Origin of the sequence: Dyella nitratireducens, from assembly GCF_014642835.1 — a bacterium.
Lineage (GTDB): Bacteria > Pseudomonadota > Gammaproteobacteria > Xanthomonadales > Rhodanobacteraceae > Dyella_B > Dyella_B nitratireducens.
The window spans coordinates 58,870-78,675 of record NZ_BMJA01000007.1 but is presented as its reverse complement, the minus strand read 5'-3'; the positions used below and the strand labels follow the sequence as shown (position 1 = coordinate 78,675).

General features: G+C 59.3%; 19 protein-coding genes. 12 read left to right on the top strand and 7 right to left on the bottom strand.

Annotated elements, in window-relative coordinates; all coding sequences use genetic code 11:
- The first annotated feature begins 107 nt into the window (after positions 1–107).
- From hutU to IEX75_RS23420, 5 genes are all read left to right on the top strand, one after another.
- Positions 108–1,778 carry a urocanate hydratase gene (gene hutU / locus IEX75_RS23440; protein ID WP_188798390.1) on the top strand — a complete coding sequence of 557 codons (1,671 nt, stop codon included), beginning with the start codon at positions 108–110 and terminating at the stop codon, positions 1,776–1,778.
- A gap of 256 nt (positions 1,779–2,034) precedes the next feature.
- On the top strand, positions 2,035–2,835 hold the full coding sequence (locus tag IEX75_RS23435) for a hypothetical protein (RefSeq protein WP_188798388.1): 801 nt from the start codon (positions 2,035–2,037) through the stop codon (positions 2,833–2,835).
- A gap of 16 nt (positions 2,836–2,851) precedes the next feature.
- On the top strand, positions 2,852–3,214 hold the full coding sequence (locus tag IEX75_RS23430) for a hypothetical protein (RefSeq protein ID WP_188798386.1): 363 nt from the start codon (positions 2,852–2,854) through the stop codon (positions 3,212–3,214).
- Between the two features lie 415 nt (positions 3,215–3,629).
- Positions 3,630–4,004, top strand: coding sequence for a Tse2 family ADP-ribosyltransferase toxin (locus IEX75_RS23425; protein ID WP_188798384.1), 375 nt, complete (start codon positions 3,630–3,632; stop codon positions 4,002–4,004).
- A 1-nt stretch (position 4,005) separates the two neighbouring features.
- Positions 4,006–4,203, top strand: a complete 198-nt coding sequence (locus IEX75_RS23420) for a hypothetical protein (RefSeq protein WP_188798382.1) — start codon at positions 4,006–4,008, stop codon at positions 4,201–4,203.
- 83 nt (positions 4,204–4,286) lie between these two features.
- On the opposite strand, the gene IEX75_RS23415 is transcribed toward IEX75_RS23420, so the two are convergent.
- Positions 4,287–5,627: an amidohydrolase family protein gene (locus IEX75_RS23415; protein WP_188798380.1), complete on the bottom strand. Its 1,341-nt coding sequence runs from the start codon at positions 5,625–5,627 to the stop codon at positions 4,287–4,289.
- Between the two features lie 292 nt (positions 5,628–5,919).
- Between IEX75_RS23415 and IEX75_RS23410 the strand changes: the two genes are divergently transcribed.
- From IEX75_RS23410 to IEX75_RS23395, 4 genes are all read left to right on the top strand, one after another.
- Positions 5,920–6,351: an SRPBCC domain-containing protein gene (locus IEX75_RS23410; protein ID WP_188798378.1), complete on the top strand. Its 432-nt coding sequence runs from the start codon at positions 5,920–5,922 to the stop codon at positions 6,349–6,351.
- Between the two features lie 92 nt (positions 6,352–6,443).
- Entirely contained in the window at positions 6,444–7,100 is a 657-nt protein-coding gene (locus tag IEX75_RS23405) for a hypothetical protein (RefSeq protein WP_188798376.1), read from the top strand.
- 14 nt (positions 7,101–7,114) lie between these two features.
- A complete protein-coding gene (locus IEX75_RS23400; RefSeq protein WP_188798373.1) occupies positions 7,115–7,522 on the top strand; it encodes a DUF302 domain-containing protein in 408 nt (135 codons plus the stop codon).
- Positions 7,523–7,525: 3 nt separating this feature from the next.
- A complete protein-coding gene (locus IEX75_RS23395; RefSeq protein WP_188798371.1) occupies positions 7,526–7,966 on the top strand; it encodes a hypothetical protein in 441 nt (146 codons plus the stop codon).
- 70 nt (positions 7,967–8,036) lie between these two features.
- Here IEX75_RS23395 and IEX75_RS23390 read toward each other — a convergent pair whose 3' ends face one another.
- The 6 genes from IEX75_RS23390 to IEX75_RS23365 form a co-directional block, all read right to left on the bottom strand.
- Entirely contained in the window at positions 8,037–8,915 is an 879-nt protein-coding gene (locus IEX75_RS23390; protein WP_188798369.1) for an AraC family transcriptional regulator, read from the bottom strand.
- A 71-nt stretch (positions 8,916–8,986) separates the two neighbouring features.
- Positions 8,987–9,529, bottom strand: coding sequence for a YbhB/YbcL family Raf kinase inhibitor-like protein (locus tag IEX75_RS23385; RefSeq protein WP_188798367.1), 543 nt, complete (start codon positions 9,527–9,529; stop codon positions 8,987–8,989).
- Positions 9,530–9,534: 5 nt separating this feature from the next.
- Positions 9,535–10,092, bottom strand: a complete 558-nt coding sequence (locus tag IEX75_RS23380) for a hypothetical protein (protein WP_188798364.1) — start codon at positions 10,090–10,092, stop codon at positions 9,535–9,537.
- A 105-nt stretch (positions 10,093–10,197) separates the two neighbouring features.
- Positions 10,198–11,550, bottom strand: coding sequence for a PepSY-associated TM helix domain-containing protein (locus IEX75_RS23375; RefSeq protein ID WP_229721058.1), 1,353 nt, complete (start codon positions 11,548–11,550; stop codon positions 10,198–10,200).
- A 13-nt stretch (positions 11,551–11,563) separates the two neighbouring features.
- Positions 11,564–13,858 carry a TonB-dependent receptor gene (locus IEX75_RS23370; protein WP_188798360.1) on the bottom strand — a complete coding sequence of 765 codons (2,295 nt, stop codon included), beginning with the start codon at positions 13,856–13,858 and terminating at the stop codon, positions 11,564–11,566.
- A 183-nt stretch (positions 13,859–14,041) separates the two neighbouring features.
- Entirely contained in the window at positions 14,042–14,434 is a 393-nt protein-coding gene (locus IEX75_RS23365) for a DUF2946 domain-containing protein (protein WP_188798358.1), read from the bottom strand.
- A 160-nt stretch (positions 14,435–14,594) separates the two neighbouring features.
- On the opposite strand from IEX75_RS23365, the gene panE reads away from it, so the two are divergent.
- The 3 genes from panE (at position 14,595) to IEX75_RS23350 (ending at position 19,507) form a co-directional block, all read left to right on the top strand.
- Positions 14,595–15,530 carry a 2-dehydropantoate 2-reductase gene (gene panE / locus IEX75_RS23360; RefSeq protein ID WP_188798356.1) on the top strand — a complete coding sequence of 312 codons (936 nt, stop codon included), beginning with the start codon at positions 14,595–14,597 and terminating at the stop codon, positions 15,528–15,530.
- Positions 15,531–15,743: 213 nt separating this feature from the next.
- The gene (locus tag IEX75_RS23355) at positions 15,744–17,546 is read left to right on the top strand and encodes an FAD-binding oxidoreductase (RefSeq protein ID WP_188798354.1); all 1,803 of its coding nucleotides are present in this window, start codon (positions 15,744–15,746) and stop codon (positions 17,544–17,546) included.
- 272 nt (positions 17,547–17,818) lie between these two features.
- Positions 17,819–19,507, top strand: a complete 1,689-nt coding sequence (locus IEX75_RS23350) for a hypothetical protein (RefSeq protein ID WP_188798352.1) — start codon at positions 17,819–17,821, stop codon at positions 19,505–19,507.
- Positions 19,508–19,806: the final 299 nt, after the last annotated feature.

Here is a 19,806-nt window from a genome sequence, read left to right as displayed (position 1 = left end):
GGCAGTTTTTTGCACGCAAAGATCGGTTTTGCCGCAGCGCAGTTGGCGGCCTCGAAACGGGACGCCCATAATGGCGGCTTTCCCTAGGCAGTCGCAGGACATCCCCGATGAACGCCCCCACCCGCATCGATACCACCCGCACCATTCGCGCGCCGCATGGTTCGGCGCTCACCTGCAAAAGCTGGCTCACCGAAGCCCCCTATCGCATGATCCAGAACAACCTGGACCCGGCCGTGGCGGAAAACCCGGCGGAACTGGTGGTTTACGGCGGCATCGGCCGCGCCGCACGCAACTGGGAGTGTTTCGACGCCATCCTGCGCGCTTTGCGCGACCTCAACGACAACGAAACCCTGCTGGTGCAATCCGGCAAACCGGTCGGCGTGTTTCCCACCCATGCGGATGCGCCGCGCGTGCTGATCGCCAATTCCAACCTGGTGCCGGCCTGGTCGAACTGGGAGCACTTCAACGAATTGGATAAGAAAGGCCTGATGATGTACGGCCAGATGACGGCTGGTTCGTGGATCTACATCGGCTCGCAAGGCATCGTGCAGGGCACCTACGAAACCTTCGTGGAAATGGGCCGCCAGCATTACAACGGCAGCCTCAAAGGCAAGTGGATTCTCACCGCCGGCCTCGGCGGCATGGGCGGCGCGCAACCGCTGGCCGCATCGCTGGCCGGTGCGTGCAGCTTGAACATCGAATGCCAGCAGAGCCGCATCGATTTCCGCCTGAAGACGCGTTATGTCGATGAGCAAGCCACCGATCTGGATGACGCACTGGCACGCATCGAGAAATACACCAAGGCCGGTGAAGCCAAATCCATCGCCTTGCTCGGCAATGCCGCCGACGTGCTGCCCGAACTCGTACGCCGCGGCGTAAAACCCGATGCCGTCACCGACCAGACCAGCGCACACGACCCGATCAACGGTTACCTGCCGCAAGGCTGGACGGTGGAGCAGTGGTTCGAACGCCGCAAGAGCGATCCCGCCGGCACCGCCAAGGCGGCCAAGCAAGCCATGAAAAAGCACGTGGAAGCCATGCTCGCTTTCCACGCGCAAGGCATTCCCACCTTCGACTACGGCAACAACATCCGCCAGATGGCGAAGGACGAAGGCTGCGCCAACGCCTTCGATTTCCCCGGCTTCGTGCCCGCCTTCGTGCGTCCGCTGTTCTGCCGCGGTGTTGGTCCGTTCCGCTGGGTGGCGCTGTCCGGCGATCCGGAAGACATCATGAAGACCGATGCCAAGGTGAAGGAGCTGATCCCCGATGATCCGCACCTGCACAACTGGCTGGATATGGCTGAGAAGCGCATCAGCTTCCAGGGCCTGCCGGCGCGCATCTGCTGGGTTGGCTTGGGCCAGCGCCACAAGCTTGGCTTGGCATTCAACGAAATGGTGCGTAAGGGCGAGCTGAAAGCCCCGATCGTGATCGGCCGCGATCATCTCGATTCCGGCTCGGTCGCCAGTCCCAACCGCGAAACCGAAGCGATGAAGGATGGCAGCGATGCCGTTTCCGATTGGCCACTGCTCAACGCGCTGCTCAATACCGCGGGTGGCGCGACGTGGGTGAGCTTCCATCATGGTGGTGGCGTGGGCATGGGTTACAGCCAGCACAGCGGCGTGGTGATCGTGTGCGACGGTACTGAAGCGGCCGACAAGCGCATTGCGCGGGTGCTGTGGAATGACCCGGGTACGGGTGTGATGCGGCATGCGGATGCGGGTTATGACATCGCTATTCAGTGTGCGAAGGAGCAAGGGCTCAACTTGCCGATGCTTTGATACAAGCGTATCCAAGCTAGGAGTTATATCCGAGCAGCCTTACAGCATCTGTAAGGCTGCTTTTTTGTGCACGGCTCTATGGATGACTGATCCTTAATGAGGAATTTGCTGTATAAGGCACCAGAACCCAGGTGCACCTAGCGCTTGGGAGGGGTAACTTCATATCAAGCATGGCCGGACATGGGCGCGCAGAGCCGCTGCCAAGCCGGCGCTGGAAGTGTTACGCGGGTAAAGCTGTACAGGGAGGAATGGTCTGATGCGCACTCGGTCATTTATGTTGATGGTGCTGGTCTTCGTCGTGCTCCTTGCCGGCTGCAGCCGAGAAAGCATGATGAAGGCATTTACTTCACCGGAAGACGAGCAGCAAGCCAAGCATTATATCGGCCTGTTGCAAGCACAGAAATTCGATGAGATCGAAAATGATATCGATCCTTCCATCAAATTAAAGTCGACCAATCTTGATCAGACTTTGCGCGCCATGGCTGCGCAGATGCCTGCAGGGCAGCCTTTGTCGGTAAAGCTGGTGAATGCCAGCTTCATCACCAGTAATACGCTGCATAAAAGCAAACTCATATACGAATATCAGTACCCTGACCAACATGTCTTGATAAATATTGCGACGCAAAAGAAAGATGGCATTACGACCATCATTGCATTCAACGTTAAAAAACTTTCTGAATCCCTTGAAAGCAGCAATAGCTTCAGCATGGGCGGCAAGAGCCCACTGCAATATGCGGTGCTGGCCCTTGCCGTGATCGCGGCTCTTTTTAGTCTGTACGCACTCATCCTGTGTATCCGCACCAAGATGCGCGGGAGGAAGTGGCTTTGGATCATCTTCATCCTGTTCGGTGTTTGCAGCTTGTCCGTCAACTGGGCGACGGGGGAGTGGAACCTTCAGCTGGTTTCCATCCAATTGCTTAGTGCGAGCGCCGCCGCGCCGCTGTATGGGGCATGGGTGATTTCCGTATCGGTGCCGCTTGGCGCGATCTTGTTTGTATTGCGAAGAAGGGAACTGGCTGCGCCGGCCGAACAATCAGTCACCTCGAGCGATTCTTGACAAGGACGTAAAGCAAATGGCCGAAAACGAAGCCATCGTCGTCTTGTACCGCCCGGTGGGGCCTGAAGAACTCGAACTGCTCCGTCAAAGCGAATTCCGCCGTTGGCCACCCAGGCTTCCGGAGCAACCCATCTTTTATCCTGTCACCAATGAGCGCTACGCATCCGAAATTGCCGAGCGGTGGAACGTCAAGGACAGCAAGTACGGCGCTGTGACGCGCTTTCACGTGCGAGCCGGTTTCATGTCGAAATATCCGATCCAGCGAGTGGGTACATCTCATCACACGGAGTGGTGGGTGCCGGCTGAGGAACTGGAGGCGTTGAACGACAACATCATCGGTGTCATCGAGGTGATACGAGAGTACGGGTCTCGTGCGTGATGGGCGTTTGTTGGTTCTTGGTTTAATGGTCTGCTTATGTACCAGTGTTAGCGCGACTGGCTACAAACTGAGCAGCGATGGTGCTTGCGAAAGGTTGAGACGTGCCATTGCCACTCAGCGATCAGCACCACGTGGCCTACGAGAATACCGTTGTGACTTTGATCACGGAGAGGGCGCTGGCCGTTATTACGTGTTCGCACTACGCTCCAACTTTCCTGCCCCGCCTGGAGCGAAACCTGACTGGGTAGGCAGCGCTCTTGTTGGCTGGTTCGCCGTATCCAGAGAGAGCGGCGAAATAGATGAGTGGGATGTGGCTGAAGAGGTAATCGGCAAAAGAATTGCCGTCAGTGAGCCATAAATATGAAACATCATCTTCGCATTGCACATCCAGTTACGGATTTCGAACTCGCCCACTGTGAAGATCGACATCGATCTCTACAGAGGGGGCAACTCGACATCACCACGCTTGGACCATGTTCGAGATAAGGACGTCGTGAAATACAAGGACGAGTCAACCGGTCTTACAAAGGTCAAAGGTATGTCCGGAGGAATTTCAACTTTCACCGCACCTAAGCCAGAGACCAACTGGTGGTGGATCAGGGCTGGAACCCCTGTTCCTGACAAGCTGGTTATTACCCGTGATACAACAGATCCTAAAACCAAGATTACCCACTACACAATTCGTCCAGAATCAGACATGTTCCTGACGGAATTCGTCGCACAACTTCAATCATTCTTGAATGTTGAAAGACTTCCTATAGAGCTCGGTGGCCGCTGGGAGAAGAGATAAAATGAATACCATTGATTGGCCCGAAGTCAATTGCCTAATAGAGGCGCTTGAGATGTTGGTGTCTAAGCACAGGAGCATCCTTGCCGACACTTCTATTGATGAAGACACGCGCTCCGACCATGCGAATGATCTGGCATACGTTGAAATTCTTCTGCATAAATATCAACAAGTGCGAGATCAGGTCGCAGCGGCTCAATAGCGCGTAGGTTGGGGTGCAAACCCCAACATTGTCATGCTTGTGTAGATGGCGATGTTGGGGTTTGCACCCCAACCTACGTAGCTTCAGGGCTGGGCAGGCTGTTTGTAGATCACGCCACCTTTCATCACGAACGGTACATGCTCGATTGCGCTGATATCGGAAGTAGGATCACCTTGCACAGCAATGATGTCTGCATCCAATCCAGCCTTCAGCTGCCCGAACTCATCCTGCTGCCGCAAAATCTTCGCATCCACTGCCGTAGCCGCCAGCAGTGCACGTGCTGGCGACATGCCATTACGCACCATCCATTCCAGTTCCTTGTAGTTGGTGCCGTGGGTGAATACGCCCACGTCGCTGCCGCAGCCGATGGTGACACCGGCTTGCATGGCGTATTTGAAGGCGTTGGCAGCTTGTTGCATGTCTGCGGTTGGCGGTAGGCCGGGTTTCCAGCCGTGGAAGTATTCGGCGTAGGCGGCTTCGGCTTCCAGGGTGGGCAGGTAGGCGACGTTGTGCTGTTTCATCAGCGCGAATACTTCAGGCGTGCCGCCGTAGCCGTGCTCGATGGTGTCGACACCGGCGAGCACGGCGCGGCGCATACCTTCGGCCGTGGTGGAGTGCATGGAGACGGGCAGGCCGAGGGAGTGGGCGGTGTCGACGCCGGCTTTCAGTTCTTCTTCGCTGAAGGTGGGCACGGCGCCTTTGCTCTTGCCGCAGTGGTAGTCGGCGTAGATCTTGATCCAGTCCGCGCCGTGGCCGGCCTGGTCACGCACGGCGTCGATCATCGCCGGTACACCGGCCACGGGAATGCCGCCTTGCGGAAGATTGAGGTCGGTGCGAAAGCCTTCGGGGCCGGGGCCATAGCAATGAGCGGCGATCGTGGCGCGTGTGGCAACGAACATGTGCGGGCCGGGAATCAATCCTTCGTTGATGGAGTGTTGCACATCGACGTCGGCATAGCCTGCGCCTTCTGTGCCGAGATCACGTAATACAGTGAAACCGGCCATCAGCGTATCGTGCACGTGCTTGACGGCTTCAATGGTGCGGTACGACTGCGTTTCCTTAAGTACCTGGTCGTTCCACAAGGTTTCGTTGTAAGGGTGCAGGAAGATGTGTGAGTGTGCATCGATCAGGCCAGGCAGCAGCGTGGTGCCGGGCAGGTCGATGGTTTGTGTGCCGGGTGGTGCGTGCACATCGGAAGCGGGGCCGACTGCGGCGATCTTGTCGCCTTGTACCAATACCACCCAGCCGGCATGTGCTTGTTCGCTGCGGGCGTCGAAAACGCGATCGGCCTTGAGCAGCCAGGCGTGGTCAGCGGGTTTTGGGGGTGAGATGGTGTCTGCGGATACCGTGGATGCGCCCATGGAGCAGGCGATGAACATGCTGCCGAACAACGCGGCGAGGCGGTGAAACCGATGCTTCGACATGGCTGGTCCCCAAGCTCTTGTCTAACGGATCGGTCTTTTATAACAAGAATGAGGTGGTGCCGATAAGCATGGCTTTCTTCATGGGGTGTGCGCTTGCCTCACCGTCATTCCGGCGAAGGCCGGAATCCAGTACAAACATGCGGTGCGCAGCGGCGTAGGTTGGGTTAGCGCAGCGTAACCCAACAATGCTTCGTCGCCAGCACCGTTGGGTTACGCTGCGCTAACCCAACCTACGCGACTGAGGTATGGCGAGAGCAAAGTAAAATGTCTCGTCCTATTTGCAATGCCGCCCATGATCAACCCATTCGTCAAAGCATCCATAAGCATCAGCACCGACGCAGAGCACGTCTGGCGCGCACTGACAGAGCCGGGCCTTATTGCCGCATGGATGCTCGGCGCGCAGGTGGAATCCTTATGGCAACCCGGCAGCGACATCAGCTATGCCGTTCGGATGCCAGGCAAGGACAGGCTGTTTCATGATCGAGGAACGGTGCTGGTTGCGGAGTACGCCAGCTTGTTGAAGTACAACCACTGGAGCGAAGCGGCGGGTCTTCCGGATAGGCCTGAAAATCGCAGCACGCTTACGTTCCGTCTGGAGCAGCATGCCGAAGCAGCCTTGCTTACCGTTCTGCATGAACATTTCCAGAGTCATGCGGCCTATAAGCACGCCGAGTTCTTCTGGAGCTACGCACTTCCGGATATCAAGCAATTGCTTGAAAAGTGATCGCAAGGTCATTCGACTGGGCGACGTGCTGCATTTCGGCCGTTCGGCGTGTACGATCCCGCCGTCGATCATGTTTCCGGCAGGGAGGTCGCATGAGCAGCATGGCATCACGGTTCGCCTGGATATTTGCCATCGTCTGTCTGCCTGGCCTGGCCAACGACCAGAAAACCTTGCCACCTGTGCAGGTGACCGCGCCGGCTTACACCTCGCATCACGGTGGTTATCTCATCTCGGGCGATTTCAAGGTCGATCCGCGTATGCCGTCGATCGTGTTTCCCTCGCAACCACTGGTTGCCGAAGACGTTCTCAGTGTTGAGCCGGTGTATCTGGCGAATGACGATTACTTGGTGGTGCAGGAATGCGCTTCGGCGGATTGCAGCCGGGCAAGTCTGGTGCGTGTGTGGCATCCGGGTGGCGTTGCCACGGAAATCCAGAACGATCCCAACCGCATCCTGATCAGGCATGAGAACAAGTATTGGATCTGGGTGAAGCGCCTGCCGCTTGCATCTGCCATGGGTTGCAGCGACTGCAATGATGAGCATTTCTATACCAGCTTCGAGCCGTTCAGTCCGCCGATGGTGCTGATGCCCAACGGTGAACTGGCTGCCTATAACCGGGAAGCTTTGCTGGCAGCACGCGATCAAGATCCGGTGCCGGTGAAAACGCAATCGCACGAAGGCTCCACATTCGTGGTGACTTATGCGGATGGAAGCACGGTGAGGATTCGACGCATGCATGCTGAGCATTGACGAGGTAAAACACGATGGCTAGTCATACCGGAATACTTCGCTTTCATAGTCCCCACGCATTCAAAGAGACGGTACAGCGCCTACACGCTGCGCTTGCCGAGCGCGGTATCAAGGTATTTGCCAGCATCGATCAACAGGCCGAGGCCGTGGCGATTGGCCTGATGATGCCACCCACAACCTTAATCATTTTCGGTAATCCGAAGGCCGGCACGCCGCTGATGCTTGCCAATCCTGACGCGGGTATCGATCTTCCGCTGAAGGCTTTGGTCGTGGAAAACGAGCCGGGCAGGGTAGAAGTGTTGATCAATAGCACCAAGTATTTGATCGAGCGGCACGCATTGCCACAAGCGCTTGAAACCAATCTTTTGCCGGTGGAAGCGCTGGTCGCGAACGTGTTGGGAGTCAAGCCTGAGTCGAACTGAGGCATGACTTTCGATCAGGCCATGGGCTTTATTCGTGAGCACGGCATCGTGCTCAGCGCAGCATGTGGTCCGGTTCCTCGTATGGCGGAAGTGATTGCGGGTGAGCCGATCAAGGGTAGTTGGTGGGCGCATCCCAAGAGCCATGAGATCTTCCGGGTATTCCAGCAACTGGCCGAATCGCCGGAGATCCTTGTCTGTCGCTTGGTGGATGGCAAGGTGACGTTCGTGCATCGGCGGCTATGGCCGGCGCTAGTTCGACTCGCCGATCGCTTCGAACCTGCGTGGCTTGCGCAGGTGTATGAGGAACACACGGCCAAAGGTCATCATGAAGCCCACGAGGTGCCGTATCCGCAATGGGTGCCCGCTGATGTGCTTGAGGAAGCCAAGCGGCTTGGCGCGGAACAGGCGTTGTCGATGTTGGGGCCAGTGGTGTTGCCCAAGTAGGTTGGGGTGCAAACCCCAACATCGCGATGCATGGCAATTCAATGTTGGGGTTTGCACCCCAACCTACGATTCACTTCAAGGGCAAAAAAATATCCACCACTGCCTCATGCTCCGGCACATCCGGAAAGAACCTCACCCGCTGCACGAACAGCGGAAAATCACGCGGTTCTTCACCACTGTGCGGCAGCCATTCGGAATACAGATACGAAATTGAGGCATACAGGTGATCATCCGAACCCATATGCCGCAACACTGCGCAGCGGCCAGCGGGAATGATCTTGTCGACGATGCCGTCACCGGCGATATCGCGGTCTACGGCAACGCATAGATCCATACGATAGTCTTCGGGCGCTACCTGATAAGGGTCATCGTAGAAGATATTGAACGTAGCGTGCCGGCTGGGATGCAAATGGTGTTGTTTGCGCCAGGCGATGAACGAACGGATCGAATCGCCGAGGTGGTTTGGATCGCCACGATGTTCCAGTACGGCGATGCGGGTTTCCGCGAAATCCATGATGCGAACGTCGCGGGTATCTGTTTTGGCGTGCATGTATCGGGTCCTTAGCGCGGTAAGCGGTTCGTAGGTGCCGTGCCAAGGTTCCCATCGCGGCTGTTTGCGGAACTCGGTGGGCGTTTGCCCGGCGCTTTTCTTGAATGCGCGGGCAAACGATTCGGGGTTGTCGTAACCGCTGTCCAGCGCGATCTCGATCACTGGCTGATCGTCGCGAAAGGCCAGTTGATAGGACGCGCGTTTCAGCCGGCTCAGTTGCACGTATTTGTACACGCCGATCCCAAACAGGTCCGAAAACTGCCGCAAGAAGTGATGCTTCGAGAACGCGGCCACGGCACTAAGCCGCGCCACCGTAAGCTCCTCGTGCAAATGCTCATCAATGTAGGTGAATACTTTCTGGAAGCGGGCGAGGTAGGCGTCCGTGGGGCGTGTGTTCAATGCGATATCTCCTTGGCGACCGGAAGCTTACGTACCGGCCGCGCAGCGCGCCTGACAGAAATTGCTGAATGTCAGTTGCGCGTATACAAGCCGGTGATGCGTCCTTCCGCCAGCACGTGGCCCTGGATGGCGGTGCTCACTTGCTGTGCGCTCGCGCCGGATGGCAGCGCAGGCACCGTGTCGAGCGCGTAGATGTGGAAGACGTAATGGTGCGTCGAGCCTGAAGGCGGGCAGGGGCCGCCGTAGCCTATCCGGCCAAAACCGTTGACGCCCTCGGCGGCATGTTCAAGCCGCTGTGACGGGGTCGATGCACCTTCCTGCAGCTCGCGTGTATCGGCGCTAATGCCATACGCCAGCCAGTGCGCGAAGGCGACTGGCGCATCCGGATCTTCCACCACGATCGCAAAGCTGCGGGTACCGCTGGGCGGTGTGGGCAAGCGGATATCTGGCGATAGATCGGCACCGTCGCAGCTGAGCTTTGCCGGTATCGTGCCACCATCCGTGAAGCTGGCGCTGCTGATGGGCAAGGCGGCGTGGGATTGCCAGGCGCATGCCGCACCGGTCTGCAGCACGAGCAAGGCGAAGCTAAGCAACGTACGTTTGCAGCATCGCATGCGTATCAATGATCCGCGTCCGCCAGGCTGACCGTGACGAACGTGCGATGGAGGAAACGAGCGCGCAGCGTGTTGTCGTTGAGTGAAAACGCATTGGCCGGCATCGGCCGGGTCGAGTCGTAGGGTGTCTGGGTGGCAAAGCGCAGGAAGGGGTCGACGTATTGCACCGTCCATTGGCCGTTCGATGCATTGACAGGGGTGCTGGGCAGGTCGCCCAGCCGCTGCACCCAGAAGGAGACCTGTCCGTCCTCCGGTAGCACGAACTGCTGGCTGGTGCTCGACTGGCCTGCGTAATAAGGCGTGAGCGGCAGTGTCTTTACCAGGCGCGGATGCAGGCAACCCTCGTCGCACATCGCTACCTGCAGTATCAGCACTGGCTGCGCGTTGGAGGCGTACACCTTGATCATGTCGCCTTTCTTTAGCGCAGACGTGCTCTGGAAGACGATCGGCTTGCCGTTGCCGTCCTGTTGCGCCACGGTGAAGGTGGTGTTGTCGATGGCGTGCGCGACGGTGACGAAACTCAGGGCGAGCAATGTGCTGGCGAAGATGCGTGCCGTAAACATGACGATCACCTCGACGAATGCCGTGCGGTGCGACGCGCGGAGCGTTGCCGGCGCTATCTTGCGCCGATTTTCTTTTGCTGTCAGCGGGAATGACGGCCGTGAGAGTTACGTGAGCCCCAGAAACGCACATGCGCGCTCGGACCGCCGCAAGAAACAGCGCTCGATCACCCACACGAGCAACATGGATATACCAAACAGCGGCAACACCAGGCCCAACAGGACAAGCACGCCGATCAGCACATACGGGAGGCTGGCGTTGACGGCCGGCGGCGCACCCAGCACACCGGCGGGACGGCGGCGCCACCACATCACTGCGGCGCTGGTACATAGCGTGATCAAGCCAAGCGCCGTGAACACGCCAAGAATCTGATTGAGCGGCGGAAACAGTACGCCCTCGTGGATGGCGATGCCGTAACCGATGATGCGATCGAGCAGCGGTTTCTGTGCAAACGTGGTTTGATGCAGAACCGCACCGGTGGTGGCATCGAACGTCACCTCGCCGCGGCGCGGGCGATCGTCGGTATCCGAGCGAGCGGTCCAGTGCGGCGAGCGTTGCGAGGGTGGTGCGATCAACACGGGTGGCGCCAAATGCTGCGTAGCGGCTATCGGCACCAGGCGATCGAGCGGTGCATCGTCGACCGGCATGGACATGCCGTCCATCGCCATACCGGGCATGTCCATGCCCGGCATGCTCATGCCGCCGTGCATCGTGTGCGCGCTGGTGGGCGGCGCGTTCTCCTGCCTGATCTGTGCGCGCTCCGATGCGCTACTGGTGTTCCAGTCTTGTGGCGCGGTGTTTGTGGCGAACGTCTGGCGAAGGCAACGCAGCGTGCCGCCCCAGGTAGTCGTCCATGGCAGGCCGGACAGCAGCAGAAACAGGGCAAACAGTGAGATCCACAGGCCGGTCACCGCGTGCAGGTCGCGCCAGAACACGCGGCGTCCATGCTTCAATCGAGGGTAAAGCGCACCGGCCAGGCGTGCGTTGCGTGGCCACCACAGATACAGACCACTCAGCAGCATCAGGATGGTCCACGAGGCGGCCAGTTCCACCAGGATCGAACCGCCGCGGCCCAGCAACAGTTCGCCGTGCAGATAAAAGATCACCCGCATGAAGCGATCGTTCTCGCGCACCACATCCAGCACCTGCAAGCTGGATGGATTGACGAACACGCGGATCAATTCGCTCCCACGCCCTAGCAACACACGCGTGGCGGCTTCAGGCGATTCGGGCAGTACGTACGCGTTGAGCACCGAGCCAGGTACCGCGTGCAGCGCCGCGGCAACCTGCGCGGAAGGCGGTTGCGCCGCGGTGTGGGTGACGTGCGCGTACTGCCGTTCCAGCCATGGTTCCAACTGCGGCTTGAACAGATAGATCATGCCGGTGATCGCCAGCCACAACACGAACGGCAGACAGAACAGCCCGGCATAGAAATGCCAGCGCCAGACCAGGCGGTGCACGCTGCGCCGCCGCTCAGAGTTTGAACTTGAGATTGGCGACATAAGTGCGCTGCGGGAACGGGTGATAGAGGAAGTACTGGCGGTTGTTAAGGTTGTCGATGCCGAACGACGCCGACAGCTGCTCGTTGATCTGGTAGTCGGCATGCAGATCGAACACCACGAACGTATCGAACGCACCAAACACGTTCTCCGTGTTGTCGGTGTTGTCCATGGTCGAGTACTGCCTGCCGCTATAGCGGCCCGCCAGAGTGATGGCCCACGCAGGAGTGGGGCGATACGTGGCGACCGCCGTAGCGCGCCAGCGCGGCACATAGGGCACGTGCTTGCCATCCGACGTCGTGCCCGCGCTGCTGGCAAAGGCGTCATTGGAAAGAATGGTGGAGTCGACGAAGGTAACGCTACCGGACAGCTCCAATCCCTGGATCAGCACATTGTCATGATCGGCCACCAGTTCGATACCGCGGTTGCGTACCGCACCGACGTTGCTCACGAAGGTCACCGGCACCGCGTAGTTGGGCAGCGTGGAGGTCTGGTTGATCATCGCGTTGCGCGTGTTCTCCTGGAACAGCGACATGCGCACGAAGCCATCATCCAGCGCGTGTTCGACGGCCAGTTCGCCGCTGAGGTCACGCTCCGGTTTCAGGTTCGGATTGGGCGAGGCGAAGGTGTTGCCGGTGGCGACAAGCTGATACAACTCGGAAACGGTGGGAAAACGCACGGCTTTCGCAGCAGAACCGGTGATGCGCCAAGTGGGTGAGATATCCCAGCGCAGCGTGGCCTTCGGCGAAAAATCGGTGGCCCGTTCGCCTGGCTGATACACCGCCGTCTTGCTGCTGAAATTGAAACCGTCACTGGCGCGCCACTTTTCATAACGCCCGCCGATCGTCGCCAACCAATCGGGTGCGATCTGCCACGCATCTTGAATCCACAACGCCTCGGTGGTGGTTTTGCCGCGGCCGGAGGCATACAGGCTCGTGACGCTCGATGGATCCGGCCACGCGCTTAAGTTGTAGGTGGGATTGGCGAGCGTGTATTGATCCGCGTGCGCGCCGCCGGAAATCTCATGTGCTCCGCCATAACCCTGCGGTCGCCAGATGCCTTTCAAATCAGCCGTGGACCAGTTGGTGCCGCCATAGCTGGCCAGCAGGCCGTTCGGCGTGAACGTGGCGCCATTGCCGACGCCATAGGGTGACCACTGGTTGTCCTTGATGTAATCGTAATGCGTGATCACCAGTTCGCCATCGACGTCGCTTCGGGTATCCGTTTTCAACGACAGCGCCTGCATCAGGTGATGTGCGCTCAGGAAATAATCGTTGCTGGCAAAGGCCGAGGATTTGCCGTAACTCGGCGCGCCTTGCGGATTGGTCAGATACGTCTGCACGCGCGACTGGCCATGGTTGCTCCAGAAGCCGATCCAGTACGCCGCCTGCAACCACGGCGTGATGTCGTAGGCGAATTTGCCGTTGAGATTGAGCTGGCGTGTATGCAACAGCCCGCCGGCACCAATGACATTCGCCGGTTGGCCTACCTTGTTACGTGCCGGGATGGTGCCGAGAGTGCCCGCTGGCGTGTTGGCACTGGTGAGGTAGCTGAGCGGCTGGCTGAAACTGTTGAGTCCGGTGGCACCCACGAACCATGAAAATTTACCGCTGCGCCCGCCCGCGGTGATGCTGGTCTTGCTGCTGCTGTAGTCGCCCTTGGTGTTGTAGAAGTCGTACGTCTGGATGGCTTCGGTCTGCTGGATCGTCACTTCCGGTTTGTCCGGCGTGCGCGTGACGATGTGCATGACGCCACCCATCGAGTTGCCGGCATAGGCGGCCGAATAAGGCCCGTACAACATGTCGATGTGATCGATCTGCTCCGGCGACACCATGCCCCAGCGCGGCGCACCGTTGGTGTTGTTGTTGCCGATCAGTGCGGAGATCGGAATGTCGTCCACGTATACCAGCGTGCGTGCACTGGAATTCACCCCCCAGTCGCGCGTGGCGAGCACCGGCTGGGTATCGCCTGTATTTCGCTTGCGGATGAAAAGGCTGGGCATGTATTTGGTGGCGTCTTCCACGTCCATCGCGTTGACCGTCGCATTCATCTGCGCGGCGGTAACGCTTACCTGGGTGGCAGGAAAGTTGGGATCCGAGGCGAGCGGCATGCGCGTAGCGGCGGAGACGCTTACCGGTGTGAGCGTGGTTGGTTTTTTCGATGGAGGATGCGTGCTGGTCGTCGCGGCATCCTGGGCTATGGCGATGGACGATGCGAGCACGGCGAACGGCAACGCAGCCAGTGCATGGGAGCGGAGAGTTGGGCGCATGTTGTGGGGAATGCATTTGAATGCGTGCTTGTTATGGCAGCGCGTAAATCAAAGGGTGTGCGATGAGGCCAGAAACGCCAATGCTGTCATTTCGGCCTTCGCCGGAATGACGAGCAACCACGCGCGGAGGTTCAAACCTCCGGCGTGCATCGACATTCAGGGCAGCAGCGAAACGCTGCTACATCAGCCGTTGGCGGTCAACGGCGGTCCGCGTGGTTGCGCATGCAGCAGCGGCGTGGCAGGAACGTTGTGCGGCAACGCCGTGCGCGGTGCATACGGAGCGAGATAGATCGGTGGCAGAACGACCGGCGTATCGAATCCCAGCACCGGCGTATGCGAAAACAGCACGCAATAACCGCATCGTGCGGTGGGATCGTCCGGATGCCCCGGCATGCCGTGATGATGATTCGCGTGCGCGTCATGCAGGGCGCAGCCGGGGTCCACGTTGGACGACATGCCGTCCATCGCCATGTCCATGGGCATGGAACGCGAGACGACCGGCATCAGCACGATCAGCGCCATGGCGGCCAAAGCCAGCCATGCCACGAACCTTTGCTGTGCGGAGCGTTTCAACACGTTCGATAAACCCTGGCTCGGCAGACCCTGTGCGACGAAAGCCTAGAGTAGGCTCCAAACATTTTGACAGCAAATGACAAAAACGTCATGCGGCACTTTGCTTCAGGGTGTTGCATACCCATGATGGGAATTGTTTTGATCAGGTGAAGGCGATACAGCCATGAAGATTCTGGTAGTTGGTGCGGGTGCAATCGGTGGTTATTTCGGCGGGCGTCTACTGGAAAGCGGTCAGGACGTTACCTTCCTGGTGCGCAAGGCGCGTGCGGAAGCACTGGCACGCAACGGCTTGCAGATTCGGAGCGCGCAGGGCGATGCCAACTTGCCGCCGCCACGCACGATGCAAGCGAATGCGCTGAACGAGACGTTCGACCTGATCATCGTGAGTTGCAAGGCGTATCACTTGACGCAAGCGATCGAAGACATGGCACCTGCCGTCGGCAACCAGACGGCCATCTTGCCGTTGCTCAACGGCATGCAGCATCTGGATCTGCTCGATGCGCGATTTGGCGCCGAACATGTGCTCGGTGGTCAATGCGTGATTCCTGTGACGTTGGATGCGGAAGGCGTGGTGCGTCATCTCGGCCCCGCGGCAGGCCTGAGTTTCGGTGAGCGTGATGGCAGCCGCTCGCAGCGCGTGGAACACATCGCACAGGCGATGGCGAATGCCCGTTTCGATTCGCGCCTGAGTACCACCATCCTGCAGGACATGTGGGACAAGTGGGTGTTTCTCGCGTCGCTGGCCGGCATTACCTGCCTGATGCGCGCGCCGATCGGCGATATCGTTGCGGCGCCGGGTGGCGAGCGGGCCATTCTCGATCTGCTGGAGGAGTGTCGACGGGTGGCCGAAGCGAATGGTCATGCGCCCAAGGATGCCGCCATGCAACGTTCTCGCGGCATGCTGACGGATGCGGGCTCAACGATGAGCGCTTCGATGATGCGTGATCTGGAGCAGGGCAGCGCGGTAGAGGCCGATCATGTGATCGGGGATCTGCTGACGCGCGGTAAGGTTGCCGGTCTGGAGTTGCCGATCTTGCGGTTGGCCTACGTGCATGTGAAGGCGTATGAGGCGCGGCGGGGACGGGAGGCCAGAACGTAGGTTGGGGTGCAAACCCCAACATTGTCATCTTGATGGACACAGTCATGTTGGGGTTTGCACCCCAACCTACGGTGGTCCGAAGCTTTTTTGCCTGCCTGTTTCATCCCGGATATCCCACCACTCGTCCCTCGCGTATCACTACACATCCCTTCGCGCTAGAACCATAGCCACCTGACACCGACAGTTTCCCCATTCCACCCACCGGAGCGGGACATGAACAGGCGCGAGTTATTGAAAGCGGTATTGGCGATTCCTTTCCTGCCGGGCGTCATGACCGGCGCCCTCGGGTCACCCTGGGCAGCGGGCAGCAAGTTCCACGCACGAGTACGTCCCGGCCAGGCCGGCTGGCCATCACCCGCCCAATGGGACGAACTCAACCAAGCTGTCGGCGGGCGGCTGCTGAAACCGCAATTGCCGTTCACCGCCTCCAAAGCGGCTTGTGATGAAGCGCTCAAGCACATCAAAAACCCGTTCTACATCGGCGACCAGCCGGGGCTGACCCAGACCAGCGGCTGGGCCGATGCCTGGCTGTCGCAGCCCAGTGCATACGCGGTAGCCGCGGAAAGTGCAGCGGATGTCGCGGCAGCTGTCCGCTTCGCCAGCAAACATCGCTTGCGCCTGGTCGTGAAAGGCGGTGGGCATAGTTACCAGGGCACATCCGATGCACCGGATTCCTTGCTGATCTGGACGCGGCACATGAACGCCATCCACTTGCACGACGCCTTCGTGGGGCAGGGATGCGAAGGCACGCGGGCGCCACAGCCAGCGGTGAGCCTGCAATCGGGCGCCATGTGGATCGACGCGTACGATGCCGTAACAACGCGTGCCGGACGCTATGTACAAGGCGGCGGTTGTTGCACGGTGGGCGTAGCCGGGCTGATTCAGAGCGGCGGTTTCGGTAGTTTCTCCAAACGGTTCGGTATGGCGTCGGCGGGGTTGATCGAAGCGGAGATCGTGACGGCAGAGGGTGAAGTACGCATCGCCAACGCATGCACCAACCCTGATCTGTTCTGGGGCATCAAAGGCGGCGGTGGCGGCAGTCTTGGCGTGGTGACGCGCGTAACGCTGCGCACGCACGCGCTGCCGGAGTTTTTCGGCGCGGTATTCGGGGATATCAAGGCGGCGTCGGATGCTGCTTATCGTGCCTTGATCGCCAAGGCCATCAGTTTCTATCAGAGCGATCTATTCAATCCGCATTGGGGCGAACAGATGCGCTTTCATGGCGACAACGTGTTGCATATCGCCATGGTGTTCCAAGGTTTGAGCCAGCAACAGGCGCAAGCGATCTGGCAACCGTTTCTGGATTGGGTGCATGCGAGCAACGACTACAGCTTCGTCAAACCCATGCAAATACTTGCCGTGCCTGCGCAGCATTTCTGGGATGCGGCGTATTTCCGGCAGCACGTACCCGGAGTGATGATTCCCGATGATCGCGACGGTGCACCACGCCAGCATGTGCTGTGGGCTGGCGATCAGGGCGAGGTGGGCTGGTTTATTCACAGCTTCAAATCGGCATGGCTGCCGGCCTCCTTGCTGCGCAAGGACGGTCAGGCGCAACTGGTCGATGCGATCTTTGCGTGCACGCGCCAATGGGATGTCGAGTTCCACTTCAACAAAGGTTTGGCCGGTGCGCCGTCTGAAGCGATCGCCGCTGCGCGCGACATCGCAACCAATCCGCAAGTACTGGATGCTTTCGCGCTGGCGATCATGGCGGGGAATGGCGCGCCTGCATATCCCGGCATGCCTGGCGCCGATCCGGATCTGCCGAAGGCGCGCGACGAAGCCGCTGCCGTCGGACGCGCGATGGATGCATTGCTGAAAGTGGCGCCGAATGCGGGTGCGTATCTATCGGAAAGCGATTATTTCCAGCGCGATTGGCAGCAGGCGTTCTGGGGGACGAACTATCCACGGCTTGCGGCGGTGAAGCGGAAGTACGATCCGGAAGGATTGTTCTTTGTGCATCACGGTGTGGGGAGTGAACGGTGGAGTGCGGATGGGTTTACGCGTTTGGTCTAACGACGCACTGCATGCTGATGATGTTCTCGTAGGTTGGGGTGCAAACCCCAACATTGCCGTGCTGATCAAGATGGCGATGTTGGGGTTTACACCCCAACCTACAAAGGCTGACGGCAAAGCGTGAAGCGAGTCCATAGTTTGCTTGATTATCTTCACGTGTTCATCACATAACACACATGCAACAACCACTGTAAACAAGCCTTCATTTCCTAGCATTACCGTGCCCGGGTTGTGCGCAGTACTCCGTTCCATCCCACACTCCGGAGACCACGATGACCGCGACTTCCCGCTTCCGTTTTCGCCGCACGCCCATCGCCGCAGCACTTGCCATCACCGCGCTGGCCGCGGGCGTCATGGTTTATGCCAACGATGCATGGCAGAACCACGATATCCATTTCTGGCCAGGCAACCTGGTGGTAAGCCGCAGCGTCTACGACAACAACGCCAGCAACGTGACGGTGGGCGAGGTGTTGCCGCCGAATTGCCCGGCTGCCAGTGGATCATGCGGTGCGGCGAGCGGTGCGCCGTACGACGGCACGTATCCCTACGTGTGGAACAACGATCTCTACGATGGCAGCTTCGGCATTACGTCGCGTATCTACCTGGACCAGATCACGCCGAACGGCTGGCTGATCGATTCGCTGGAAGTGCCCAACAACCAGCATCCGTCGTCGCGTGAAGGGCAATTCGTCACCAGCTTCAGTTCCAAATCCGAACTTGGCCTGCATCTTTCGCTGGATGGCCGCTATCTCACGTTCATGGGTTATGTCGCACCGGTCGATGCCATCGACGCGTCCAACGGCAATACGCCGCTGGTGATCGACGACACCAATCCCGATGGACAAGTGTTTTATCGCGGCGTAGCGCTGATGGATCGCAACGGACATTTCCGCTTTACCGAGACCAATGCCTACAGCGGCAACAATGGCCGTGCAGCGATCTACAACAATCTCAACGGCGCGAACGTGTTCTACACCGTGGGCAACGCCGGCAATGGTGCCAACCCGCAGCCGGATGGCGTGATCCTTGGCGCCGGTGCGCAGTACATCGTGCCGTCGGCGCTGCCGGAGTCGCTGCAGAATCCGGTCATGCCTCAGCCGCTGGCGAGTTTCTCAGTCACCGAGCTGGGTGCGAAGGCCGACAAAATCGGCAAGGACGACAACTTCCGCGGCATCACCGTGTTCAACAACGTGGTGTATGTCACCAAGGGCAGCGGCGGCAACGGTGTGAATACCGTTTATTTCATCGATACCACCGGCAAGGCCTGCACGAAGGGTGGCGTGGGTGTGCCGGTCGCGGGCGCACCGCTGCCGACGGCCCCACTTTCCTATGACGCATCCACGCTGCAGACCAGCGGCCTGCCCAACAACATGTGCGTCCTGGCTGGCTTCCCATCCACGCCGAACAAGACAGCCACGACGCTGGCCTACCCCTTCGCCTTGTGGTTTGCGGATGCGAATACCTTGTACGTCGCCGACGAAGGCGATGGCTATGCAGGCGGCTCGGATCTGTACACGCATGCCGCCGCGCAAACCACGGCGGGCTTGCAGAAGTGGGTGTTCAACGCCAATACGCAATCCTGGACGCTGGCCTATACGCTGCAGGCAGGCCTGAATCTCGGCCAGCCGTACACGGTGAATGGCTATCCCACCGGCACCAACGCCGCGACGGGTTTGCCGTGGTCGCCGGCTACTGACGGCCTGCGCCAGATCACCGGACAGGTGGATGAGGACGGCAAGGTTACGATCTGGGCAGTTACCTCCACCATCAGCGGTAACGGCGACACCGGTGCCGATCCGGACAAGCTGGTAGCCATTCGCGACGAGCTGTTGAACACCACGGTAGCGGGTGCTGCGGACGAACGCTTCGTCACGCTGCGTTCGGCCAAGTTCGGTGAGGTGTTGCGCGGGGTGTCCTTTACCCCCGGCACGGATACGCACCACGAATCCGGCTGGCATTGATGCAGGAATGCGGGCATGCCGTTTGGCATGCCCGCACTGCGCGTGATGGCGGGGCCGTCATTCGCGCGGGAATAGCGGTGCTCGAAACAGTGTTCCAGGTTTTTGTGGTTGCGTGCGACGGTCGTCTGCGTTCGACCCGGCAAGCCTTCGGCTAGAACCTCTGGCTAGGGCTTCCGCCCAAGAAATGGGGAGAGTCGCAACGGCGTATCAGGGCGCTCACTATGTTGGGTCTGGGCTGCCATCCGGCGCCCAGTTCGGCCCCCATCCGGGCCAAAACTAACCCGTAACCTAGTGGAGAC